At 39.4% G+C, this 25,406-nt stretch carries 22 protein-coding genes and 2 pseudogenes; 12 read left to right on the top strand and 12 right to left on the bottom strand.

Annotated features, from left to right (window positions below):
* Positions 1 to 153 (top strand): annotated as a pseudogene (locus tag E0H79_RS12815) (transposase); the annotation flags it as partial.
* A 10-nt stretch (positions 154 to 163) separates the two neighbouring features.
* The gene (locus E0H79_RS15595) at positions 164 to 1,006 is read left to right on the top strand and encodes a glycosyltransferase (protein WP_131261832.1); all 843 of its coding nucleotides are present in this window, start codon (positions 164 to 166) and stop codon (positions 1,004 to 1,006) included.
* A 5-nt stretch (positions 1,007 to 1,011) separates the two neighbouring features.
* On the opposite strand, the gene E0H79_RS12805 is transcribed toward E0H79_RS15595, so the two are convergent.
* Genes E0H79_RS12805 through E0H79_RS12780 form a run of 6 tightly spaced genes read right to left on the bottom strand, consistent with a single transcriptional unit; the run spans position 1,012 to position 6,633 of the window.
* Complete coding sequence (locus tag E0H79_RS12805; protein WP_131261831.1) at positions 1,012 to 1,929, bottom strand: glycosyltransferase family 2 protein; 918 nt, start codon at positions 1,927 to 1,929, stop codon at positions 1,012 to 1,014.
* 1 nt (position 1,930) lies between these two features.
* Positions 1,931 to 2,500: an acyltransferase gene (locus E0H79_RS12800; protein ID WP_131261830.1), complete on the bottom strand. Its 570-nt coding sequence runs from the start codon at positions 2,498 to 2,500 to the stop codon at positions 1,931 to 1,933.
* Between the two features lies 1 nt (position 2,501).
* Complete coding sequence (locus E0H79_RS12795) at positions 2,502 to 3,602, bottom strand: DegT/DnrJ/EryC1/StrS family aminotransferase (protein WP_131261829.1); 1,101 nt, start codon at positions 3,600 to 3,602, stop codon at positions 2,502 to 2,504.
* Entirely contained in the window at positions 3,599 to 4,480 is an 882-nt protein-coding gene (rfbA, locus tag E0H79_RS12790) for a glucose-1-phosphate thymidylyltransferase RfbA (protein WP_131261828.1), read from the bottom strand. The genes E0H79_RS12795 and rfbA overlap by 4 nt, the downstream gene beginning before the upstream one ends.
* A complete protein-coding gene (gene rfbB / locus E0H79_RS12785) occupies positions 4,480 to 5,538 on the bottom strand; it encodes a dTDP-glucose 4,6-dehydratase (protein WP_131261827.1) in 1,059 nt (352 codons plus the stop codon). Before rfbB ends, rfbA begins: the two co-directional genes overlap by 1 nt.
* 30 nt (positions 5,539 to 5,568) lie before the next feature.
* Positions 5,569 to 6,633, bottom strand: coding sequence for a glycosyltransferase family 4 protein (locus E0H79_RS12780; RefSeq protein ID WP_131261826.1), 1,065 nt, complete (start codon positions 6,631 to 6,633; stop codon positions 5,569 to 5,571).
* 181 nt (positions 6,634 to 6,814) lie between these two features.
* On the opposite strand from E0H79_RS12780, the gene E0H79_RS12775 reads away from it, so the two are divergent.
* Together E0H79_RS12775 and E0H79_RS12770 are read left to right on the top strand one after the other, a co-directional pair.
* On the top strand, positions 6,815 to 7,783 hold the full coding sequence (locus E0H79_RS12775; protein WP_131261825.1) for an ELM1/GtrOC1 family putative glycosyltransferase: 969 nt from the start codon (positions 6,815 to 6,817) through the stop codon (positions 7,781 to 7,783).
* Between the two features lies 1 nt (position 7,784).
* The gene (locus tag E0H79_RS12770) at positions 7,785 to 8,723 is read left to right on the top strand and encodes a glycosyltransferase family 2 protein (protein ID WP_131261824.1); all 939 of its coding nucleotides are present in this window, start codon (positions 7,785 to 7,787) and stop codon (positions 8,721 to 8,723) included.
* Here the strand turns inward: E0H79_RS12770 and E0H79_RS12765 are convergent.
* Both E0H79_RS12765 and E0H79_RS12760 read right to left on the bottom strand, forming a co-directional pair.
* On the bottom strand, positions 8,720 to 9,526 hold the full coding sequence (locus tag E0H79_RS12765) for a polysaccharide deacetylase family protein (RefSeq protein WP_131261823.1): 807 nt from the start codon (positions 9,524 to 9,526) through the stop codon (positions 8,720 to 8,722). The genes E0H79_RS12770 and E0H79_RS12765 overlap by 4 nt on opposite strands.
* Positions 9,527 to 9,539: 13 nt before the next feature.
* Positions 9,540 to 10,430 carry a mitochondrial fission ELM1 family protein gene (locus E0H79_RS12760; protein ID WP_131261822.1) on the bottom strand — a complete coding sequence of 297 codons (891 nt, stop codon included), beginning with the start codon at positions 10,428 to 10,430 and terminating at the stop codon, positions 9,540 to 9,542.
* Positions 10,431 to 10,830: 400 nt separating this feature from the next.
* Between E0H79_RS12760 and tnpC (E0H79_RS12750) the strand changes: the two are divergent.
* Positions 10,831 to 11,379, top strand: a pseudogene (tnpC, locus tag E0H79_RS12750) (IS66 family transposase); the annotation flags it as partial.
* A gap of 147 nt (positions 11,380 to 11,526) precedes the next feature.
* Here the strand turns inward: tnpC (E0H79_RS12750) and ilvC are convergent.
* The 3 genes from ilvC to E0H79_RS12735 all read right to left on the bottom strand — a co-directional run bounded on the left by ilvC (position 11,527) and on the right by E0H79_RS12735 (position 14,886).
* Positions 11,527 to 12,543, bottom strand: a complete 1,017-nt coding sequence (gene ilvC / locus E0H79_RS12745; RefSeq protein WP_004974988.1) for a ketol-acid reductoisomerase — start codon at positions 12,541 to 12,543, stop codon at positions 11,527 to 11,529.
* Between the two features lie 127 nt (positions 12,544 to 12,670).
* The gene (ilvN, locus tag E0H79_RS12740; RefSeq protein WP_004974986.1) at positions 12,671 to 13,162 is read right to left on the bottom strand and encodes an acetolactate synthase small subunit; all 492 of its coding nucleotides are present in this window, start codon (positions 13,160 to 13,162) and stop codon (positions 12,671 to 12,673) included.
* Positions 13,159 to 14,886, bottom strand: a complete 1,728-nt coding sequence (locus E0H79_RS12735; RefSeq protein ID WP_096902629.1) for an acetolactate synthase 3 large subunit — start codon at positions 14,884 to 14,886, stop codon at positions 13,159 to 13,161. The genes ilvN and E0H79_RS12735 overlap by 4 nt, the downstream gene beginning before the upstream one ends.
* A 761-nt stretch (positions 14,887 to 15,647) precedes the next feature.
* Here E0H79_RS12735 and E0H79_RS12725 point away from each other — a divergent pair.
* The 7 genes from E0H79_RS12725 (at position 15,648) to tnpC (E0H79_RS12695) (ending at position 23,073) form a co-directional block, all read left to right on the top strand.
* On the top strand, positions 15,648 to 15,971 hold the full coding sequence (locus E0H79_RS12725) for a DUF4124 domain-containing protein (RefSeq protein ID WP_373685743.1): 324 nt from the start codon (positions 15,648 to 15,650) through the stop codon (positions 15,969 to 15,971).
* A gap of 130 nt (positions 15,972 to 16,101) precedes the next feature.
* Positions 16,102 to 18,723 carry a leucine--tRNA ligase gene (gene leuS, locus E0H79_RS12720; RefSeq protein WP_131261820.1) on the top strand — a complete coding sequence of 874 codons (2,622 nt, stop codon included), beginning with the start codon at positions 16,102 to 16,104 and terminating at the stop codon, positions 18,721 to 18,723.
* A 195-nt stretch (positions 18,724 to 18,918) separates the two neighbouring features.
* Positions 18,919 to 19,449 carry an LPS assembly lipoprotein LptE gene (lptE, locus tag E0H79_RS12715; RefSeq protein WP_004974973.1) on the top strand — a complete coding sequence of 177 codons (531 nt, stop codon included), beginning with the start codon at positions 18,919 to 18,921 and terminating at the stop codon, positions 19,447 to 19,449.
* Between the two features lie 21 nt (positions 19,450 to 19,470).
* Positions 19,471 to 20,469, top strand: coding sequence for a DNA polymerase III subunit delta (holA, locus tag E0H79_RS12710; protein WP_131261819.1), 999 nt, complete (start codon positions 19,471 to 19,473; stop codon positions 20,467 to 20,469).
* A 188-nt stretch (positions 20,470 to 20,657) separates the two neighbouring features.
* Entirely contained in the window at positions 20,658 to 21,041 is a 384-nt protein-coding gene (gene tnpA / locus E0H79_RS12705; protein ID WP_005083376.1) for an IS66-like element accessory protein TnpA, read from the top strand.
* Positions 21,038 to 21,373, top strand: coding sequence for an IS66 family insertion sequence element accessory protein TnpB (gene tnpB, locus E0H79_RS12700; protein WP_165492542.1), 336 nt, complete (start codon positions 21,038 to 21,040; stop codon positions 21,371 to 21,373). Before tnpA ends, tnpB begins: the two co-directional genes overlap by 4 nt.
* A gap of 74 nt (positions 21,374 to 21,447) precedes the next feature.
* Positions 21,448 to 23,073 (top strand): IS66 family transposase, encoded by a 1,626-nt coding sequence (tnpC, locus tag E0H79_RS12695; protein WP_131261817.1) that lies wholly within the window; start codon positions 21,448 to 21,450, stop codon positions 23,071 to 23,073.
* 267 nt (positions 23,074 to 23,340) lie between these two features.
* On the opposite strand, the gene E0H79_RS12690 is transcribed toward tnpC (E0H79_RS12695), so the two are convergent.
* Positions 23,341 to 25,308: a BCCT family transporter gene (locus E0H79_RS12690; RefSeq protein ID WP_131261816.1), complete on the bottom strand. Its 1,968-nt coding sequence runs from the start codon at positions 25,306 to 25,308 to the stop codon at positions 23,341 to 23,343.
* Between the last annotated feature and the right edge of the window lie 98 nt (positions 25,309 to 25,406).

Below are 25,406 nucleotides of genomic sequence, written 5' to 3'. Positions count from 1 at the left end.
GCTTATAGCCCTGAGTTAAATCGAATCGAGATGGTATGGAAGCAGATGAAATATTATTGGCGAGATTTTCAAGTCATGACAGCTGATAAAATAGAGCAATGGGTGGAGAGAGTATCAAACCAATTCGGAAAAGAATACATGTTTACTTTTTAATGACAGCTTAATAAATAAGAGAAATTTTGATTTAATAATTATTGGTTTTCATAATGGATATTACCTAGGCAAATACTTAACCCAAAAAGAAAACATCTGGTATTGGATTCATGGAGATCTTTTAGAGATTAGAAGATTTAACAATCCTTTAAAACAAATCAAAGAGTATTTTCGTTTTTTTAGAAATAAAAGAAAGTTTTCTAAATTATTTAAGAATAAAAACCTAATTACAGTAAACCGTGACTTAGAATATAAAGCAAAGATTCATACACAACCAAATTCAATTATCACTATTGCAAATGGTGTAGAATTACCTAAAGATCTTATAGGTCGATCTAAATTTACTAAAAAGAAATGGGATGTAATTTTTGTTGGGCGCTTAGTTCAAATTAAGCAAGTAGACCATGCCATTAAAGCATTTGCTATGAGTAATCTCACGGGAAGAATGGCCATTGTTGGAGATGGGCCTGAATGCCAGAAACTCAAAGACCTAGCAAAACAACTTAATATTTCCGATAGAATAGATTTTCTTGGATGGGTAGATGAACCACATCAACTAATGTTACAAAGCAAGAGTCTTGTTATGTGCTCTTTATACGAAGGTAGTCCAGTAACATTAGCCGAAGCAATTGCTCTTGGTATTCCTGTTATTAGTTATGACTCTTCAGCTGGTATTACAGATTTATTTACTCTTGATACTGCAAAATTTGGATTAGTTCCTAAACAAAATATTAGAGCTCTTAGTTCTGCATTAGAAAAATGTGTGCAAAATCCTTATAAATATAACCAAGAATGTATAGATAAAGTGTGTATGGACAATATGCAGAAAAAAATTCTTCAATTATGTGATTAAAAATTTTATTTGCTTTTCATCAAGTATACTGACTTTGGCAAAAGGGTTAGAATAAAATATTTTAATTGTCTGATGGTGTAATATCTTATAGATAGAGATTTTTTAACCAACTCACAATATAAGTCATAATCACTTCCAGTTTGATGAAATTGGCGGGCATATTGCAGCGTATACTTAGAATAAGTTTTTCTTAATTGTTCAAGTTTATATAAATCATTTTCTTCCACCAATTTCTTATCATATACTCTCATTATACCCATAGGTAAAATTGGGTTAATCTTTTTTCCAATAGTACTAATTCCAACATCTACACGGTATGCCCCCAACTCTTCATCTAAATGATAAATTAATCCTTTTTTGGCCTGCTCAATATGTATTTCAATATCTAATGCTTGAGGGTGCAATTCATCAAAATAATCAAACATAAAATCATTTCGGAACATTTTTGATGAATGTGCAAAAAAAGGTAAATTTAGATATAAATAATTTAAATCGAATTTACCCTTTTGATGGGTCCATTCTCGTACCTTATTTCCTTCAGCATCAATATATCGCATATCATGAGTACAGATGACGCAATCTGGATTGGATTCCATGACATCAAATTGCCGTTGCAATTTAACCGGAAGAGCCAAGTCATCCCCATCGAGATGATAAATGTATTTACCTTTCGCTTTTCTATACACCGCCTTAAGATTTTCTAAAGGACCAATATTTTTCTCATGAAAAACTGGAACTATAATATCGGGATATTTTAGTAAAAAATCTTCTATTATTTTTCTAGTTGAATCAGTAGAGCAATCATCTCCAATAATAACTTCATACTGAAAATTTGTATTTTGATTCAGAATACTTTGTAAAGTCTGCTCTACAAATCTTTCTTGATTATAGGTAACAATACAGACTGAAACCAATATATTCATACTAAATAGATCCCTCATTTTTTAGTTTTATTTCTAACTCAAGTAAATCTCTTTTTCTCTCTTTAATTCGTTTTACAGGAGTCCCGATATAAATACCAAACTCTGAACAATTTTTATTTACTAAACTTAATGCACCAACAGCAACACCTGTTTCTAAAGTCACACCAGGCAAAATCACACTTCCAGACCCAACAATTACATGCTTTCCAATTATTACATCCGAACTCGTCACATTTGTGTATTGACTAGGCACCATAGGATTCGTCATAAACTGACCACTATAATCATCATTACTACTATAGACCGAAACCCGAGATGAAAGTCCTGCAAAATCTTGAACTGAAATTTTCCCAGCCCCAATGAGACTCACACCAATCGCAAGATGGACATACTCACCAATTTCTATACCACCATCCCCGGCAGATAGTACTGAAAAATCATCTATACGAGTATTGCTACCAATACTAATATTTTTACAATTATAATAAGAGGCCTTATCTGAAAGTAAGCAATTTTCACCTACGTGATGAAAGCCCATGGCTTTAATTTGCTCTTCTGTTAAAAAAGCCATCTTAATTGTCCTTAATTAAATCAATAATTTTCTGTACTGAATCTAGGCTAAGATTTGGATATAGCGGCAAGCAAAGCACTCCCTCTGATAAGAGTTTCGCTTCAGGAGTGTCTGATTGATATTCCTTATAAATAGCCAAATCAGTCATTATCGGATAAAAATATTTTCTTGCAAAAATCCCATTAAGCTTTAGTTTTTCAAACAATTCATCACGTCTAAGCGGATACGGCTTAGAAATAACGATTGGAAAATAAGAGTAATTATCTTTTTCTAAACTTGGACGTTTAATACAGTAAATCCCTGATATACCTGCAAGTCCATTACGATACATTTCATCTATTTTTTTTCGTGCTAATAATGTGCTATCAATAGATTTTAATTGTAGTAAACCTAGTGCAGCATGTACTTCACTCAATTTACCATTTAAAGAAATATCATCTATTATACTTTCATTCACAATACCAAAATTCTTTAAACGGTCAATGCGTTGTTTCATTTCAACACTGTGACAAACAATAGCCCCCCCCTCAAAAGTATTAAATACTTTTGTAGCATGAAAGCTCATTACACTTAAATCTCCATAATTTAATAGGCTCTGTCCTTGATATCTCACTCCAAAAGCATGTGCTGCATCATAGATTAATTTTAAATTATGCTTAGTAGCAATATTTTGTAGTACTTCCACATCACAAGGGATGCCATAACAATGTACAGGTAAAATCGCGACTGTCTTATCAGTTATGGCTTGCTCAACTTTTACTGGGTCAATATTAGATGTTTGCGGATCAATATCAACAAAGACTGGAGTGAGTTTATTCCAAACTATCGAGTGAGCCGTAGCAACAAAAGTATATGGCGTCGTAATCACTTCACCTTGCTCAAGCCCTAGCGCCTGTAGTGCTGTTACTAACGCAATTGTTCCATTATTAAATAATGAAATATAATCAACGCCCAAATACTCACAAAGCTCTTTTTCCAACTGCTGATGTAATGGTCCACAGTTGGTTAAAATTTTATTTTTCCAAATTTGTTCTAAATAAGGAATAAATTCTGCAAGCTCAGGTAAAACAGGTTGAGTGACATAAATTGACTCTTGACTCATATCTCATTCACCAAAGAAATTAGATATTGCCCATAATCATTTTTACTCATGCTTTGACCAATTTCTAAAACTTGTTCTTTGCTCAGCCAACCATTATTCAAGGCAATTTCTTCCAAACACGCCACTTTATAACCCTGGCGTTTTTCAATGGTTTCTACAAACTGTGCTGCCTCCAGTAAACTTGAATGTGTACCTGTATCTAACCATGCAAAACCACGTCCGAGCAATTCCACATTTAGATCACCGCGCTCTAAATACATCTGATTAACTGTGGTAATTTCTAATTCTCCACGTTCAGAAGGCTTCACTTGTTTCGCAATTTGAATCACATCATTGTCATAAAAATATAGACCTGTGACCGCAAAGTGGGATTTAGGTTGTTTAGGTTTTTCTTCTAAAGAAATTGCTCGTTTCTGCTCATCAAATTCAACCACACCAAAACGCTCAGGGTCTTTCACCTGATAGCCAAATACCGTTGCACCTTTTTGACGGGCAACGGCTTGACGTAGCATTGGAGTAAAACCTTGACCATAAAAAATATTGTCGCCAAGCACTAAGCAAACATTACTATCCCCAATAAAGCTTTCACCAATTATAAATGCTTGCGCTAAACCGTCTGGACTAGGTTGGACTGCATATTCAAGCTGAATACCAAATTGAGCACCATCACCCAACAAACGCTTAAAACCATCAATATCTTCAGGAGTACTAATAATGAGTACTTCACAAATACCTGCAAGCATAAGCACTGAAAGTGGGTAATACACCATTGGCTTGTCATAAATAGGCAATAATTGCTTAGATACACCTTTGGTAATCGGATATAAACGTGTACCTGAACCGCCCGCTAAAATAATACCTTTTGTTGTATTTGACATTATGAATTTACACCTAATCTTTCGCGTTGGTAACTGCCATCTTGCACTCGATGACACCAATCTAAATTATTTAAATACCATTGCACCGTTTTACGAATTCCAGTTTCAAAAGTTTCTGTAGGTGTCCAACCTAATTCATTTTGAATTTTTGTAGCATCAATCGCATAGCGTAAATCATGCCCAGGGCGGTCTTTTACAAATGTAATCAGTGATTCATAGGTTTGACCATTTACCTGTGGTTTTAGCTCATTCAAAATTTTACAAATAGTTTTGACTACTTCAATATTCTGCTTTTCATTATGCCCACCAATATTGTAGGTTTCACCCACCACACCCTCGGTCACCACTTTATATAAAGCACGTGCATGATCTTCTACAAATAACCAATCCCGAATTTGCTGACCATTACCATATACAGGTAAAGGTTTAGCATCCAGTGCATTTAGAATCACCAATGGAATTAATTTTTCAGGAAAATGGTAAGGCCCATAATTATTTGAGCAGTTGGTGACTATAACAGGTAGGCCATAAGTTCTGTGCCAAGCACGTACTAAATGGTCTGAACTGGCTTTAGAGGCAGAATATGGAGAGCTTGGCGCGTATGAAGTTGTTTCAGTAAACAAATCTGTCGTGCCTTCTAAGTCACCATAAACCTCATCAGTTGAAATATGATGAAAGCGAAAGTTTTGTTGAGCTTCGGCGTCAAGCCCCATCCAATACTTTCGAGCGGCTTCTAATAAAGTATAAGTTCCCACAATATTGGTTTGAATAAATGCTGCTGGGCCATCAATTGAGCGGTCTACATGCGACTCTGCAGCTAAATGCATAATTGCATTAGGTTGAAATGCATCTATTGCAGCTGTAATTTGTTCTGTATCACAAATATCGATTTGTTTGAACTCATAGTTCGGATATTGATCGATTTCTTTTAACGATTCTAAATTACCTGCATAAGTCAACTTATCGATATTTAGAACGTGGTTGTTGGTATTTTGAATAATATGGCGGATGACAGCTGAACCAATAAATCCTGCACCGCCTGTAACTAAAATTTTCATAACCAACCCAAATAAACCATAATGACATTATTAAATATATGTAGAATCAAGAAAATCGATCAGCTTATCCGCAACTTTGCAAAATTGATATTCATTTTCAGCATCTTGGTGTCCAACCTGTGCCATTCTACTAATTTGCTCAGGGGATTCAATCAGAATAATTAGATTATTAACTAGATCTTGAACATCTCCGCATTTTGTCATCAAACCATTTTCACCTTGTCGAACAATTTGCTGGACACTAATATGATCACTCGCAACAACAGGTTTCCCCCAAGCAAAAGCATCTAATATAGCCAATGGTTGGGTATCATTCATTGTAGGAACGAGAGCAATATCAATATCTTTATAAAACTTTCTTTTTTGTTCTCCGCTAATCCAGCCTAAAAACTCTACTTCACTCTCCAAATTCAAATCTTTAACTTGCTCAAATAAAAACTCTTTCTGTTCACCATCCCCTGCAATCAACAACTTGACCATGTATCCTTTTTGCTTTAACTGCTCCACAGCAGAAATTGCTATGTGTGTACCCTTATATTCAACCAAGCGCGTCATAATCCCCAAGACCACAGGTTCCCCAAGTTTTTTAGCAAAAGAAGGTTCATCATCTGGCAAATGTATTAAATTCGGAATAACCGCTTGTGGTTTTTTTCTCAAATCCACACCCTTCTTTTTTGCAGCATCAGCAACACACTGGGCTACATAAGGAGTAATATGAATAAATCCATCTGCGCGTAATGTCCTTTTCACATTATGACTATGATTCATCGCAATAACAGGGCATTTGATTTGTGAAAAAAACATCGCATTTTTAAATAAGTAAACAGCACGTCCACTATGGGCGATTACAAGATCAGGCCGATAAGAGCGTAACCATAAAGCTAGTTTTACTGCTGCAATCAGATCATAAAACCCTGAACTATTGAGTACAAACTTTGGATAACTCTCAGATTTTAACTTTTTATTTTCATCACCATATACCAAAAAACCTTCATGCCCCTTGCTTTCTAATGCATCAAAAGTGTTCAGCATTGCTTGCCAACGCCCACCTGAAGCATCCCCATAAACTGTGTGAACTATTTTTAATTTTTTCAAAAAAAGCCTTTTTAAAATTGCGCTAACTACTGATTAGAAAACATTTTATTATTATTAACCTAAATAGGCCACCACCTAATTTAAAATAACACTCTGAATCTTGCCTTACTTCAAGGTTGCTCTGACAACAGAATAGATTTTTGCTACTATACAAAGTTGATATGTCAAACTTTCAAATCTTATGAAAAGCAAACCTAGCCTTGCTGTTCTTATTATTCATGACCAACGTGCTGGGCATTTAAACCCTAGCTTAGGAGTTTACGACAATCTAGAAACAGCTTATTCAACAACTTTATATAAAATAGTTACACCCACCTTAAAAAAGTGGCAAATCAGCCTCTTAAAAAAAATTAGTTGGTATCCGCGTTTATTCGACTTATTTGCTGCTTTATTTTTTAAAAATTTTATTTTAAATCATGATATTAACTGCATTATTTGCTCTGGAATGCCCAACTTAATCTATGGCATTTTTGTAAGCCGTAGTTTAAAAGTTCCTCTATTTTATGCAGGTGACTTACGTAAGGTAAACAGCAAACTAGTCAGCTGCACAATTACTGCACTCCCACAAAACACGCTATCAGACCAAGTTGTACTAACAACACCACCTGTTAAAAAAGAGTTTTTTAACATGCAACATGATCAACTCGATCAAACAACGGCTTTACTCGTTTTAGGAGGGGCTACAGATGAACATCCTTTTACTTATAGAGATTTTGAAAAAATCATAAGTAACTTCATTCTATTTTGTAGAAACAATCAACTTAAAGGCTTAATTACCAACTCACGTCGCACACCAAATCTAAGTGCATTTTTGAATAAAACTGATATTCCAAAAAATATCCAATTACATTTTATTGATACTGAAAAAGCTTTGTCACTAATTCAACTAATTCAACAAGCTACTTATATTTTCGTCACAGAAGACAGTACTTCCATGCTTGCCGAAACTATCCAAAGTGGACGTTTTGTCAGCTCAATATATGGCCCCAAGTCTATTTTAGAACCTTTAAATGAGAAATATCTTCAAGCTCAACTCATGCAGAGACAAATGCTCGAAGATATTTTTCAGTATCCAAATGTCAGAAATACCCAAGATTTAAACTCATCAAGCCCAATTACCCAAGCTTTTAAACGTAATTTAGGATATTAAAATGATTTCAGTCATCCTCACTCATTACAATAAAGGCCAATTACTGAATAGAACCATTGAATCACTACAACCTCAAGATGAAAATTTGCACGAAATTATTGTGGTAGATGACTGCTCTACAGACCCAGAATGGTCTAAAAACAGTAAATATCTAATAGAAACTTACCCAAAAATCAAAATCATTCAAAATGCAGACAATAAAGGCCCAGCTGTTCGTTTAAATCAAGGTGCATTTTCTGCAACTGGTAATTATCTATTTTTCATGGATGCTGATGATGTTTTAGCACCTAATCGTCTCAATATGTTTTTAGCAGAAATGCAAAAGCAAAATGCCGATTTATGTTATGCAAAAAAGGTTAAAATTCACGATCTGAATGAAATTCAGAAGCACACTATTGCAACATGGCAATCTAGCACAACACCTTTAAATTACGTACTTGAAAATAATATTATGCAGATGTGCGTTATGTGTACACGTGACTTATTTATAAAATCCAAAGGCTGCAATGAAAACATATTTATTCAAGATGAATCATTAGCTTTAAACTTATCCAAATATTCAAAAAAAATAATCTCTAGCGACTTACATAGTGTTTTTGTTATTTTAGATGAGACTGAAACAAAATCTATTCGTGGGGAAAACCGCCTATCCCGCCATCTAGAACAACAACACCATGATATGTTCTTCACAATTGATGATTTTATCCGAGACTATCCAGATATTGCTGAACAAAATAAAAAACTACTGATCAAAAAAGCAATTTCAACCTATTGGAAAAGTATACGCCATACACCCCAGCGAAAATTTACAGACTTCATCATTTACTTAACAAGTCGTCTTCATCCAATTCAAACATGGAACAAACATCGGATGAAGCTCACAACTTACTTCAACCAATTAGATCATGTAAGAAAAATTAATAGTAGAGAAAGCAACTAAGCTCTTTTCCCCAATTTCATTCGCAATTTAAAAGCAAATAATGAGTCTTTACCACTCACTTTAATACGTTGCAATTGCATAAAATCAGGCATTTTCCCATCTATGCCTTCTTGCGTTGTTACTGCATTGGTATATCCTGCCTGCTGTGCCAAACTTACATCACGCGCGGCATAAATACCAAATGGATATGCAAAACTATTTACAGAGCGATGAATCAAATCTTCAAGTGATTGCTTGGATTGAGTTAACTCATCTAAGCATTCAATATCATCCAACTTTGCAAGATTCGCATGGGTCATTGTATGTGAACCAATTTCTATCAAACCGGAATTTGATAACAATTTGACTTGTTCATCATTTAATTTAGGCTCACGGGCAAGTTCACCACTATTATGATGTGCTTTTTTGTAGGTTGACCAATCTCGATCATGTCGGTCTATCACTACATAAATCGTCGCTTTGGCTTGATATTTTTCTAAAATTGGAAAAGCATTTTCCAAGTTATCTAAATAACCATCATCAAAAGTGATTGCAACAGTTTTTGCAGGATGCTCCCCCCAATGATCTTGTAATTCCTGCATAGTTACAAAGTTAAAACCTTCTGCTTTTAACCATGCTATTTGCTTTTCAAACTCAGTAGGCTTAACTCGTAATTTATTAAACTTTGCACCATCTATATGCTCACGTACCATGTGATACATTAAAATTCGTGGTCTATCCCAATCTACTGCTGGCTTCCACCATGCGTACTTATAACTGAATGCGAACAACAAGATAAATAAAACAATCAGAATATAAATCACGATTAAATCACAGCTACTTGATTAAAAGATATGTTGCCACACGCTCTGCTTCTTTAAAAGCAGTCGTAGAATATAATTCAGCAATTTGTCTAGCATTCGATACAAGTTTTTGATCAATCAAATGCTGCACGGAACGCGTAATTCGATCCTCTTTCGCTCGATCTATCTGAACAAGCCCCACTTTACAGCCTGCGGTGAGTGCTTCGTATATCATAGATACGCTATCTTCAGTCACCCATACAGCTTCCGCTTTTTGCATCTCTTCAAAAATCCAGCCCTGCGGCGTTTCTTCAACTGGAAAAATTTGCAGTTGTGAAGCAAAACTTTGCTGAGCCACTGCAGGTAAAAAATCAGCAGGTGTACGCCTAGAACTCGTCAAAATAATCTCACACTGCTTATTCTGCTGCACAATCTGCTGAATCGCAGACATCACCTTATCTGCATTCCAAATATGCCGTTTAGATGAACCACCTAACGCAATCAAAATACGGTTTGCTATGTGTCGCTGCTCATTTTCAATGGGATTCAACGCACCTTGTGTAACAATCACATTTTCCCGCTCTAGCACACCATCATGTTCAGGAATAACCACATGATCAAACCAAGATAATGGAAAATTGGGTTTCATTAAAATGACAGTTTTCGCACATGGAAAAACTTTACCCATCAATAAAACACGTAATTGCGTATGACTGCCTACCCCAAAAATATAATCAGGTGGCTGCGATACTGCAGCATGTTTTTGTTTTTTATATGCGGTCAATAAACTCAACAGTGGTAAATGATCAATTGAAATTTCTTCAAAAGTCAGATCAATATTTGTTTGCTTTTGCATTGCCTTAAAAAGACCCAATGCTTGAGAGCGATGACCTGCCTTACCATCGCTCACATATAAAATATGCATATTCACCCACCAGATCTAAAGCACGAATAGCATCATTTTACTAGATCAAAGCATTTAAAGTAAGCAAAGCTACATATCCTCAATGACTCGAAATATAAACTTCATTGAACTGTCACAGGGTTTGAATCCGCCTTTTCAGATTCAATGAGTAATTGAACCGCTCTTTCTCTAATTTCGGGAGTATAGTTTGGTTTTTTCATCGGAATAGTCTCTCAGAATATTGAGTCTCCGACAAACCCGGTACGGTTCAAATTACCTTAATAGATTGACCTTGTTGATGAAGTATTTGGATTGTCACTGCTTGCTCCAAAGTTAACATGTTGAGCAGTCCAAAAAGACCACTATATTAACCAAGGGGGTCAATTTTCAAATGCTGTTGGGGGGGCATTTTTACATTGCCGCTAACAGTAAATTCCATGAACTGCATGTGACCGGGAAAAGTCAGGTCGCTGAACAGGCATTAGTGCTGATTCAGAAACTGTATGCCATAGAAGCAGAACTCAGGAAAAAGACGGATGGTACAGCGGAAGACCGCCGCGAATACCGACAACAGCATAGCCAACCGGTGATGCAACAACTATATGAATGGCTCAACCAACATCATCTGACGGTGCCATCGAGTTCTCCCACCGCCAAGGCCATCAATTACACTCTGAAGCGTTGGCCAGCTTTAAGCCGCTATTTGGATGATGGCAATCTACCGATTTGCAATAATTGGGTAGAGAATCAAATGCGACCTTGGGCCTTAGGGCGCAAGAACTGGCTGTTTGCTGGCTCGCTGCGCAGCGGCCAGCGAGCGGCGAATATCATGACTTTAATCCAGTCAGCAAAGCTGAATGGCTTGGATCCGTATGCCTATTTAAGTGATGTACTGAAAAGGCTGCCGACGCATAAAGCGGCCCAAATAGAAGAATTACTGCCACATCGCTGGAAATCCAACTCAAATTAAAAAATAGGCATGGGGTTCAGCGGACGCTTACAGCGCAAGGAGTGAAAACACAGTTCTGAGCGAAGCGCAAGGCACGTAACATCCTTTACTTCACTCATAAAAAAACCCTTATATACAATAAGGGTTTTTTAAAGATTAAACTAAAACTTAGTTTTTCTCTTTGTCTACGATTTTGTTTGCTTGGATCCAAGGCATCATCGCACGTAACTTGTTACCCGTTACTTCAATACCGTGAGCCGCGTTTTGACGACGACGAGCAGTCATTGATGGGTAGTTCAACGCACCTTCTTGGATGAACATTTTCGCATATTCACCAGATTGAATACGTTTAAGTGCATTGCGCATTGCTTCACGTGATTGTTCGTTAATCACTTCAGTACCAGTTACATACTCGCCATATTCAGCGTTGTTAGATACTGAATAGTTCATGTCAGCGATACCGCCTTCGAACATCAAGTCAACGATCAATTTAAGCTCGTGTAAGCATTCGAAGTAAGCCATTTCTGGTGCATAACCAGCTTCAACAAGAGTTTCGAAGCCCATTTTAACCAATTCAACAGCACCACCACAAAGAACTGCTTGCTCACCAAATAAGTCAGTTTCAGTTTCTTCACGGAAAGAAGTTTCGATGATACCTGTACGACCACCACCTACACCTGAAGCGTAAGAAAGTGCAACGTTACGTGCATTACCAGAAGCATCTTGATGAATCGCGATAAGATCAGGAACACCTGAACCACGTTGGAATTCAGAACGTACAGTGTGACCAGGTGCTTTAGGTGCAACCATGATTACATCTAAGTCTGCACGTGGAACAACTTGGTTATAAAGTACAGAGAAGCCGTGAGCAAATGCTAAAGTTGCGCCTTGCTTGATGTTTGGCTCAATCACGTCACGATAAAGTTGTGATTGGAACTCATCTGGAGTCAAAATCATAACTAAGTCAGCTTGAGCAACAGCAGCAGGAACTTCAGAAACTTTAAGACCCGAATTTTCAGCTTTTTTCCAAGAAGCAGAACCAGCACGTAAACCTACAGTTACGTCTACGCCAGAATCTTTAAGGTTAAGCGCGTGCGCGTGACCTTGTGAACCGTAACCAATGATCGCTACTTTCTTAGATTGAATGATAGATAAGTCGCAGTCTTTATCGTAAAAAATTTGCATTGCTGTCTCCGCTAAAATGCTTAGGATTCCTATCTTACTCAAGTACTTGTCTATTCAGTACTTCAGTAAGCTCTCCATCCTTTGAGATGGAATGAATTCGATGAGTAAAATTAACTATGAAATTTAGTTAAATGGTTAAAACTTTTTCGCCGCGTGCGATACCTGACACACCTGAACGCACAACTTCTAAAATGGTGTTTTCAGCAATCGCGTCAATAAAACCATCTAGTTTTTCAGTTGTACCCGCAAGCTGCACCGTATAAGTCGTTGGTGTGACATCCACAATTTGACCACGGAAGATGTCTGCAGTACGTTTAATTTCAGCACGTGCAGCACCCGATGCTTTGACTTTAATCAGCATCAATTCGCGTTCAATATGCGGGCCTTCTGACAGGTCGACCACTTTAACCACTTCAACCAATTTATTCAGTTGTTTGGTGATTTGCTCAATTTTATGATCATCACCATAAGTTGTAAGCGTTAAACGTGAAAGTGTTGGGTCTTCGGTTGGCGCAACGTTTAAAGTCTCAATGTTATAACCACGTTGAGAGAATAAACCCACTAAACGAGAAAGCGCACCTGATTCGTTTTCAACGAGAACGGAAATAATGTGTCTCATTCTGTGCGCTCCCCTTTACCTAACCACATATCTTTCATGGATTGACCCGCAATTTGCATCGGATAAACGTGCTCTGTACGGTCAACCATTACGTTAATGAATACGCATTTGTCATTAATCGCCATCGCTTCTGCAAGCTTAGACTCAAGCTCATCGGCATGGTTAATTTGAATACCCACATGACCATAAGCTTCCATCAATTTAGGGAAGTCAGGCAATGAGTCAACATAAGAACTTGAGTGACGACCTTCATAATTCATATCTTGCCATTGTTTAACCATACCTAAAGCTTGGTTATTCAAGCATAAGATCTTAACGTTTAAACCATATTGCTTACAGGTAGAAAGCTCTTGGATACACATCTGAATCGATGCTTCACCCGTGATACATACAACCTGTTGATCTGGATAAGCCAGTTTAGCCGCCATAGCATACGGTAAACCTACACCCATAGTACCTAGACCACCAGAGTTCAACCATTGACGTGGACGCTTGTACTTATAGTAGTTCGCGCCAAACATTTGGTGCTGACCTACGTCAGAAGTAATGATCGCATCACCATTGGTCACTTTGTCTAAAGCTTCAACTACTTGTTGCGGCTTCATCGTGCCATCGGTTGGTTTGTCATATTTCAAACCATGAACTTTACGCCATTCATTGATCTGATTCCACCATGCAGCAATCGCTTCAGGGTTTGGCTTGGACACATTTAATTGCTTCAATTGAACCAACATTTCCTGAAGTACAGGTTCAACCGCACCTACAATTGGAATGTGTGCCATGATGGTTTTTGAAATTGTCGCAGGGTCAATGTCAATATGAATGACTTTGGCATTTGGACAGAATTTTGCAGGGTTATTGGTTACACGGTCATCAAAACGTGCACCAATACACAAAATCACATCGGCATTGTGCATGGTCATGTTGGCTTCATACGTACCATGCATGCCCAACATACCAATAAATTGTGGATCATTACCCGGGAACGCGCCCAAGCCCATTAATGTATTGGTTACAGGGAAGCCCAAGATGTGTGCAAGTTCAGTCAATTGCTCAGAAGCATTGCCTTGTACAACACCACCGCCTGAATAAATCACAGGACGTTTGGCATTTAATAGCTCATCAATTGCTTTGCGAATTTGACCTGAGTGACCACGATGCGGTGGTTGATACGAACGCATCTTCACTTTTTCTGGGTATTCGTAAGCAAATTTTTCTGCTGGGTTGGTTGCATCCTTAGGAATATCAACCACCACAGGACCAGGACGACCTGAAGATGCAATATAGAATGCCTTCTTAATCACTGAAGGAATTTCGCTTGCATGACGCACTTGGAAACTGTGTTTTACAATCGGACGTGAAATACCCACCATATCGGTTTCTTGGAAGGCATCTTCACCAATTAAGTGTGTTGCAACCTGACCAGACAAAATCACCATTGGGATTGAGTCCATATAAGCCGTTGCAATTGGAGTTACCGTGTTGGTTGCACCAGGACCTGAAGTCACCAGTACCACACCGGTTTTACCTGTTACGCGCGAGTAGGCATCTGCCATATGACCAGCAGCTTGCTCATGGCGCACAAGATAATGATTAATTTTGTCTTGTTGAAAGAACGCATCGTAAATATGAAGTACTGCGCCGCCTGGGTATCCAAAAACATGCTCAACGCCTTCGTCCGCCAATGCGCGAACGAGCATTTCACCACCAGATAAAAGTTCCAACGTGATTCACCCTAGTCTTGTCACTGCAAAATGGGAGACACCTGCAGTGTTTTGTTCATTAATTCCTGCACTGTTATAGCACACATATTTCATAGTTTTCATGGTAATAGGAAAAATTTCTGATCTGATTACCGTATAAGCAATATGAGATCTAAAACGTGTTGGGGTAAACACATTTTATAAGCTTTGTTCAGCTTCTCGGCTAGAGAAGTTGCCCATTGCATGACATGACACTTATTCGAAGGGTGATCGATCTAAGGCACATAAAACTAAAGTGTGCATTTTTGTAGTTTACCCGACTAAAGTCAAGTTTAAAAATCGGCTTTTTCTGCTTTATTTATAAACTGGGTATTTTTTGCGCTTTGTGTCATCCATCACAATTTAATCCAAAGTCTAATATTTCCATATAAAACAAATAATTTCAGATATTTGCTGAATTTTTTATAATTTTTTCATATCACATACATAAAAATAAAGAATGAATTAAAAAATATATAAATCACTTGGTTATGATTCGCCAACGCATTTCAGCTTATTTTAACTCGCAAATAGGCAAGCTAATGCTCCAATTTTAAATAGGCACTATTGCAGATAAAAATCATCGAAAAATTGTCAACAAACCCTAGCTTCACGGGGAATTATTGCTAAAATTTAGCCAACATGATTTTTGTAATTGGTTTTCTGCCATTACTCTTTTTTGCTCAGGACTTCCAAACATGAAAACGCCAATGATCCGCTTGAGTTGTCTTTCTGCAAGCTTGATGTTAATTTTAGGCACCAGTGCGGTATCTGCAAAACAATACTATAAATGGGTCGATGCAAAAGGTTCGACGCATTACACCACCACACCTCCACCTAAAACTGCAAAAAAACAAGGAAAGGTCGATACCTACGGCTGGAGAAATTCTGCGCCGAACATTCCAAATCAAACTACAAATGCCACGACAGCAACTGCAAATGGCACAACGCCTGCAAATGTTAACAACAATACTACTCCCACACCCGTAATGGATCAGCAGCAACGTGAAGCCAATGATGCTTTGAATAAGGCACAACAAGAACGAGCCAATCCAGCCATTTTCTAATTTTTAGCCTGCAAAATATTGGCTACTTAAATTTTCCTGCACAATCCAGCGCGCAAAATTCACTTTTTACCGCATTTTGCGCTATGCTGTGCAACACACTTTTTTAACCGTTTATTCCTGATTTAACCTTATGACTACTCACATTGACCCTGAATATCAAGCCAGTGCGATTGAACCTCAAGTCCAGAATGACTGGGAATCTCGCAAAGCCTTTAAAGTTGCCGACACTGTCGAAGGTCCACATCGTTATATCCTCTCGATGTTCCCTTACCCAAGCGGCAAACTGCACATGGGTCACGTGCGTAACTACACCATTGGTGATGTGATTAGTCGTTTCCACCGTTTAAAAGGCGAAACCGTATTACAACCTATGGGTTGGGATGCGTTTGGCTTACCTGCTGAAAACGCGGCCATTGCCCATCAGGTTGCACCTGCTAAATGGACCTTTGAAAATATCGCCTACATGCGTGACCAATTGAAAAAATTGGGTTTGGCGGTAGATTGGGATCGTGAATTTGCCACCTGTACCCCAGAGTATTATCACTGGGAACAATGGTTATTCGTGCAACTGTATAAAAAAGGGTTAATTTATCGCAAACTCTCGACAGTCAACTGGGATCCTGTCGATCAAACAGTTTTGGCCAATGAACAGGTCGAAAATGGTCGTGGTTGGCGTTCAGGTGCATTGGTAGAAAAACGCGATATTCCAATGTACTACTTCCGCATTACCGATTATGCCCAAGAATTATTAGACGATTTAGAAACTTTAAAAGATGGTTGGCCACAGCAAGTCTTGACCATGCAGCGCAACTGGATTGGGCGTTCGCAAGGGATGGAAATCACATTCCCATCGGCAAATCCTGAAATTTATGCAGATGGTCTGACTGTATTTACAACGCGTGCTGACACGTTAATGGGTGCAACTTATGTGGCTGTTGCTGCAGAACATCCAATGGCGTTAAAAGCAGCAGAAAATAATGCACAATTAAAAGCCTTTATTGAAGAATGCCGCATGGGTTCTGTGGCAGAAGCTGACCTTGCCACTGCCGAAAAAAAAGGTATGGCGACTGGCTTGTTTGTGAAGCATCCAGTAACGGGTAAAGAATTGCCAGTGTGGATTGCCAACTATGTGTTGATGTCTTACGGTTCTGGTGCGGTGATGGCTGTACCTTCGCACGATGAGCGTGATTTTGAGTTTGCCAATAAATTCCAATTGCCAATTATTCAGGTGATTGATGCCAAAGGTGCAGACGATGCGGACTTTGACACAACCCAATGGCAAGAATGGTACGGTTCTAAAGAAGGTAAACTGGTCAATTCAGGCGAATTTGATGGTTTAGATTTCCAAGCGGCTTTTGATGCACTTTTAGCGAAATTAGAGCCACAAGGTTTAGCCAACGTAAAAGTACAATTCCGTTTACGTGACTGGGGTGTTTCACGCCAACGTTACTGGGGTTGCCCAATTCCAATGATCAACTGTGAAAAATGTGGACAAGTTCCAGTTCCAGAAGATCAACTTCCTGTCATTTTACCTACCGATGTTGTGCCAGATGGCTCAGGCAACCCGTTAAATAAAATGCCTGAATTCTATCAAACCACTTGCCCATGCTGTGGTGGCGAAGCACGTCGTGAAACCGATACCTTAGATACTTTTGTAGAGTCATCTTGGTATTACGCACGTTACGCATCTCCAGACTTTACAGGTGGCATGGTCAAGCCTGAAGCTGCACAAACTTGGTTGCCAGTCAATCAATATATTGGTGGTGTAGAACACGCCATCTTGCACTTGTTGTACGCACGTTTCTTCCACAAACTTATGCGTGATGAAGGCGTGGTACAAGGCAATGAACCATTTACCAACTTACTGACCCAAGGTATGGTCTTGGCTGACACCTTCTATCGCGAAGCAGAAAGCGGCAAGAAAACTTGGTTCAACCCTGCCGATATTGAGCTTGAAAAAGACGAAAAAGGTCGTGTTCTTTCTGCAAAATACATGGGCGATGGTCAAGCTGTGATTGTTGGCGGTCAGGAAAAAATGTCGAAATCGAAAAATAACGGTATCGACCCGCAAGCCATTATTGACCAATACGGCGCAGATACTGCACGTGTGTTTATGATGTTCGCTGCACCACCTGATCAGTCTTTAGAATGGTCAGATGCAGGTGTTGAAGGTGCGAACCGCTTCTTAAAACGTGTTTGGCGTTTGGCGGCAGGTTTCCTTGAAAAAGGCAGCAATGCAACTGCAATAGACAGCAGCAAACTTGCTACAGCAGCACAAGACTTACGTCGCAAAACCCATGAAACCATTCAAAAAGTGGGCGATGATATTGAACGTCGTCATGCGTTCAACACTGCAATTGCAGCATTGATGGAACTCTTGAATGCTTGCAACAAGTTTGAAGCACAGAATGAACAAGACCTTGCGGTTGAACGCGAAGCAATTGTGACGTTATTGACCTTGCTTGCGCCATTTGCACCACACTTGAGCCAAACCTTGTTGGCAGAGTTCGGAATTGAATTAACCTCCACCCTATTCCCTGTGGTCGATGAGTCTGCATTAACCCGCAATACTCAAACGATTGTGGTGCAGGTAAATGGTAAATTACGTGGCAAGCTTGATGTAGCAGTAGATGCATCTAAAGAAGACATTCTTGCACTTGCCAAAGCCTTACCTGAAGTACAACCATTCTTGACTGGGCCAACCAAGAAAGAAATTGTGGTACCGAATAAGTTAGTGAATTTGGTGGTTTAAGTGCTTTTAAGCCTCCCTTTTTAAATGGAGGTTTGGAGGGATTTTATAAAACAATCCCCCTAAACCCTCCTACAAAAAAGGAATTAAAACAATTTCCAAACAAAGCCCGTTGTCAGTCAATGGGCTTTGCACCTACAATCAAGATATTCTCAACTTCCGCTTTTAAACTTTCAAGAATATTACAGAGGACAGCACATGCACTTTAGCCAACGTCTAGCAGTCATTGTTTTAACTTGTGGACTCAGTGCTGGCTTAGTCGGCTGTGGTTTTCATCTTAAAGGCACCAATCCAAGCATTGCACCTGTGGCTTATTCAAAAATGAGTCTGGCTTTACCGAGCAATGCTGAAGAATTAGAAGAAAAACTTTCCATTCACATGGGTACAGCGGGCGTACAACTCAGCAATGACCCTAATGCCTATGTACTGCGTGTACTTGACTATACGCCACGTCGCTTGGAATTGAATGGCAAACTGGTAGAAACCTTATTACGTTTGAGTGTGACTTTCCGTATTGAAGATGCGCAAGGCAACCCGATCACCGAACCTCGTACCGTCATGGCAACGCGCAGTTATCAATACGATGTCGCAACTGTGAATACCGATGATCAGGAACAAAAATTCTTAAAAGAAGTCATTATTGATGATGTAGCACAGCAAATTGTGCGTCAAATTTCATCTAATCGTTTACCTTTGGTCAATCCACCTGTGTATTCAAACCCTAAATAAGTTTTCGAGTGCGATTTTTTTATGAAACTTGACTATCTACAAGCCCTCAAACGTGTCGATGAAGCACGCGGCGCATGGATTTTGCATGGTCAAGAACCCTTACTCGAACAAAACTTGTTGGATGCTTTTCGTGCCAGTTGGCAAAAACAGGATATTGAACGTCAGCGTTATGATTTAAATAGCGTTAGCGATTGGAAAAATGTATTCAATGCCTTAAACAGTCTGTCACTGTTTTCGAGTCAATTGGCGGTTGAAGTACACGGCAATATCAAGCCTGATGCCAGCACACTAAAACAACTGAAAAGTTATATTCAACACAATGAACAAAACTTGCTGTTGGTGGTAATGCCGAAACAAGACAACAATAGTCTGAAATCCAGTTTTTTTCAGTTGATTGATGCCAATGGGGTCAATGTTGCACTCACGGCGAATTATCCTAAAGATCGGCAGCAGATTTTAGGTTTGGAAGCAGAAAAGCTTGGCATCCAATTGGGACATGATGCGTGGCAATGGTTGGAACAACACCATGAACACAACCTTTTGGCTGCCAAAAACAGCTTGATGCGGGTCAGTGACACCTTTCCTGAAATTCAGCAGATTCAGATTGAACATTTACATGCCTGTTTACAAGATCAATCTCGTTATAGCACTTATGATTTAAATGATGCTTTACTGACGGGAAATCTAGCGCAAGCTATGAAAATTTTTCAATACCTCATGGCTTCGGGTGAAGCCATGAGTTTAATTTTGTGGAGCATCAGCAAAGAAATGCGCTTACTGATGCAATTATTTGAACAACCACAAAATGCTTTGCAACTGGGTATTTGGAAAAACAAAGTCAGTGTTTATCAGCAAGCTTTGCGACGTTTAAATCCAAATAGTTTCTTGCAATGGCCCGCCCTATTATTGCGTATTGATGCCGCCATCAAAGGGATGTCCAAGGAAAACCCTGAACATTTGGTGCTACAAGCCATTACAGAACTCTGTGGTAAAACGCTGTTTGCTTCTCACTCGGCTTAATTAAGCAGACTTCATCAAATAATTTTTAAAATCATCTGCTTTTCAGAGGATTAGCTAAAGAAACGTGCAAACCAACTTTTGCCTTTTTTCTGTTCCTGTGAAGTAAGCGTCCGCTGAACACACCTTCTGAATTCATCCTATAAGCCTTAATTTAGTCCCCACTTAGAAACAAGTGGGGACTTAAATTTATGACTACAAATAATCAGACATCCATCGCATCTCTTGCGAAAAAACGAAGAACATACAGTGCTGAATTTAAACAGCAGATCGTTCAGGCTTGTAAAGCACCGGACGTTTCAATTGCTTCAGTCGCTTTGCAACATGGATTGAATACAAATCTTGTATCCAAATGGATTCGCTTAATTGATGCTAAGCCAGGGAGTGATCGCTCACCACTACCGAATAAACCTGCATTTATTGCCTTATCTTGCTCTGCACCATTAGATCCTACTCCTACTGACATGTTAAAAGTTCAAATTACTTTACCCCACTCAAAAGCAGAAATTGGCTTGAAATGGCAGACATCAGAAATACCTGCCTTGGCAGAATTACTCAAGGCACTGGCAACATGATCCGTATCAATGAAATTTGGCTCTCTACCCAGCCCATGGATATGCGAGCAGGAATGGATACTGTCATGGCTCAGGTGGTGAGAGCCTTTGGCTACATCAAACCGCATTGCGCCTACCTGTTCTGTAATAAACGTGGCCATCGTATGAAAGTGCTGGTACATGATGGACTGGGCATCTGGCTGTGTGCCAGGCGGCTGGAACAGGGAAAATTCCACTGGGCTCAAGTTCACCAAGGTGAAACCGTGGTCCTCAACCCAGAACAGTTACAGGCATTAATCCAGGGTTTGCCCTGGCAGCGCATTGGACGACAGCAAGTGGTAACAATGCTCTAAACCAAGCTCGGCTATTCTGCTATTCTCCAAACGTTCTATTTCATTCTCTTCATGACCTCAGGCATACTGCGGTCATGAATACGCTGCCTGACTTAAGCCAACTGACCCATGAACAACTGCTGGAATTCACCAGACAGTTGGCGATGCAGCATCAGTCTCTAGCACAATCAAACCAGCAATTAGATGCCAGAGTTCAACATCTTGAAGTCACCAATCAGCAATTAGATTCTAAAGTTCAACATCTTTCTATTCTCAATCAAAAATACGAGCATGAACTGGCGCTGTTTAAAAAACACAAATTCGGCAGTAAAAACGAACATCTCACTGCAAAACAAATCCACCTGTGGGATGAAGCGGTTGAAGAAGATATTGCCGCGGTTGATCTAGAACTGGAACGGCTAAATGCAGATAAAACCAATGCAGCGACACAGAAAGCCAAAACCAATAAACCTAAACGTCGACCACTGCCAGATCATCTACCCACCATCCGTATTGAGCATGAACCTGCATCAACCCAATGTGCTTGTGGCTGCCAACTCCGTCGTATCGGCGAAGATGTCAGTGAAAAACTGCATTTCAGACCGGCACAGTTCTATAAGGAACAGCATGTGCGTGGTAAATGGGTCTGTGATCAGTGTGACACTCTGACTCAGCAAGCGATGCCCGCCTATGTGATTGATAAAGGCATTGCTTCACCTGAATTGCTCAGCCATGTGCTGGTATCGAAGTATGCCGATCATTTGCCGCTGTACCGTCAGCGCCTGATCTATCAGCGGGCTAGCATTGATCTGTCCAGATCCACGTTATCTGACTGGATTGGTCGCTGCGGTGTGGAACTGGAACCTCTGGCCAATGCCTTAAAACAGGTGGTGCTGCAACAGCAGGTGCTGCATGCAGATGAAACACCGGTCACCATCATGCGGATGGGGGAGAATGATAAAAAACCGAAGAAAGGTTATGTCTGGGCCTATGCCACTACACAGTACAATCCAGTTCAGGCGGTGATCTATGACTTTCAGGATAGTCGTTCAGGCCAGCATGCTGCAGAGTTCTTGAAAGGCTGGCAGGGTTATCTAGTCTGTGATGATTACAGTGGTTATAAAGCACGCTTTAAATCAGGCCAGGTCATAGAGGTGGGCTGCATGGCCCATGCACGTCGTAAATTCCATGAACTGCATGTAACTGGGAAAAGTCAGGTCGCTGAACAGGCATTAGTGCTGATTCAGAAACTGTATGCGATAGAAGCAGAGCTCAGGAAAAAGACCGATGGTACAGCGGAAGACCGCCGCGAATACCGACAACAGCATAGTCAACCAGTGATGCAACAACTATATGAATGGCTCAACCAACATCATCTGACAGTGCCATCGAGTTCTCCCACCGCCAAGGCCATCAATTACACTCTGAAGCGTTGGCCAGCTTTAAGCCGCTATCTGGATGATGGCAATCTACCTATTTGCAATAATTGGGTCGAGAATCAAATGCGTCCCTGGGCGTTGGGGCGCAAGAACTGGCTGTTTGCAGGTTCGCTGCGCAGTGGTCAGCGAGCGGCAAACATCATGACGTTAATCCAGTCAGCAAAGCTGAATGGCTTGGATCCGTATGCCTATTTAAGTGATGTGCTGAAAAGGCTGCCGACACATAAAGTGACCCAGATTGAAGAGTTACTGCCACACTGCTGGAAACCTAAATCGAATTAAAATTGGTATGGGATTCAGCGGACGCTTACAAAGTTCTTAGCTATTTTTAAGTATAGAAAACCCGACCAGGGGAGATCGGGCTAAAAAATAAACTACCGCACTAATTTCTGCAATAAATATAACTTAAATCACAAAAAAATAAAAATATGAGCATTCATTCACAGGTCGGGCTAGTTGTCCTTCGGATCAAACCAATTTCGTTACACTCATTGTTTTGAGCATAGCAAATTCAGGCAATTACACAATTTAATTTACATTCTCCAATACTTAGTTGCGAACCACATTTAAGAAATATAAATGCCGCTCATATTGTTCCAAAATGTCTTGAAGTAAGTCTTCTTGTGTCCATTCCATCACATTGTAGTTTTTACCACCTTCCCGTAAAAACACTTCAGCAATATAAGACTGCTGAGTATCTTCATTTTGATCTTGAAGCATAAAGCTTGGAGGGAGAGTTTTACTTACAGCTACTTGGTAAATAAAATTAATTTCATCATGATGATTGACTTTGAATAGTAAGCCTTGATCACTTTCGACAATAGATACATCCAGTTGGCGACGTTGAAATTCACGCTTTAAATTCTGAAATGCTTGACGTACATCCTGTTTAATATAGGCTTTGACTTCGGATTCACTGTGAGGCGAATGCATAATTAAACTTAAACGCTGTTGCCAGCTTCTTGGATTATGTATAGCGCGTGGTGTGATTCGAGCACTTTGTAAAGCTTGCATCTTAGTCACATCTAAACGTAAGGCTTTGATGAGTCCGATGCACAATAGCAGCATAATAAAAGTGAACGGTAGGGCACTCATAATAACTGCGGACTGCAAAGCTTCTAAGCCACCTGCAATCAATAAAATAATAGAGAGCACAGCAATAGTTGCTGTCCAAAACAGTCGTTGCCACGCAGGAGAATGTTCTGTTTTTGCTGTTAAATAATCGGTGATTAAAGACCCAGAATCTGCAGAAGTCACAAAGAATAGAAAAACTAAAACCGTTGCAAGTAAGCTAGAAGCCCCAGAAAATGGCAAGTGCTTTAAAAACTCAAATAAGGCAACAGAAGAGTCTTTTTCTACAGCAGCAACTAAACCTCCCTGATTTTCAAAAAGAATACTAAATAGCGCGGCATTACCCATAAAACCCATCCATACCAAAGTGAAACCTGTGGGAATGAGTAATACCCCTACAATAAATTCACGGATGGTGCGTCCACGGGAGACACGAGCGATAAACATACCAACGAATGGCGACCATGAAATCCACCAAGCCCAATACATGATGGTCCATCCACCAATCCAGCCTGTAGGCTGATAAGCATACAGATTAAAGGTCATTGCAAATAAATTGGAAACGTATTGACCAATGTTCTGAATGGTGGTTTGTAAAATATAAATACTCGAACTGGCGAAAAATACAAATGCGAGCAGTATTACGGCCAAAATGATATTTAGTTCAGAAAGTCGTTTAATGCCCTTATCAAGACCAAGAAAAACTGAAAATGATGCGAGTGCACTGACTAAGATAATTAAGATAACTTGGGTTTGAATACTATTTTCAAAATCAAATAGATAATTTAGCCCAGAGCTAATTTGAGTTACACCAAAACCTAAAGTGGTTGTGATACCGAAGATTGTTCCTATAGTTGCAAAAGTATCAATTCCATCACCAATCGGGCCATAAATTCGCTTGCCAATAATTGGATATAAGCCTGAACGCACCTTTAAGGGTAAGTTATGTCTAAAAGAGAAATAAGCAAGACTTAATCCCACTAAAGCGTAAATAGCCCAGGCATGCAATCCCCAGTGGAAAAAAGTAATACGCATGGACTGTTGGGCAGATTGGATGGTTTCGGGTGTTCCAGTCGGTGGGCTAACATAGTGCATAACGGGTTCGGCCACACCAAAGAACATTAAGCCAATACCCATTCCTGCGGTAAATAACATGGCAAACCAAGAACTATTTTTATATTCAGGTTCGCTATGATCTGGACCTAATTTAATACGCCCCATTTTAGAGAAGGCGATACAGGTAAGCGCGATCAGAAAAATGGCGACAGCAAGTACATAAAACCAACTAAAAGAGGCTGTGATCCATTGGTTTAACTGATTGGTGAGCAAGTTAAAAGCATCTGGTGTAAATATCACTAATGCTAAAAAAACAGAAATAATAATCACGGTGCTAAAAAATACATTTGGATTGACGTTATCAAACCAAGATGCTTTTTTGGAAGGCATAATTCCCCCGTATTTTGTCGTAGTTTGGTGCGTGTAGATAAAAGCAAAAATTTCACATTGAGTGAAAAGATAGGAAATCAATCCCTTGATGAGTGTGC

Origin of the sequence: Acinetobacter sp. ANC 5045, assembly GCF_004331005.1 — a bacterium.
Classification (GTDB): Bacteria; Pseudomonadota; Gammaproteobacteria; order Pseudomonadales; family Moraxellaceae; genus Acinetobacter; species Acinetobacter towneri.
This window is presented reverse-complemented; position numbering and strand designations above follow the sequence as displayed.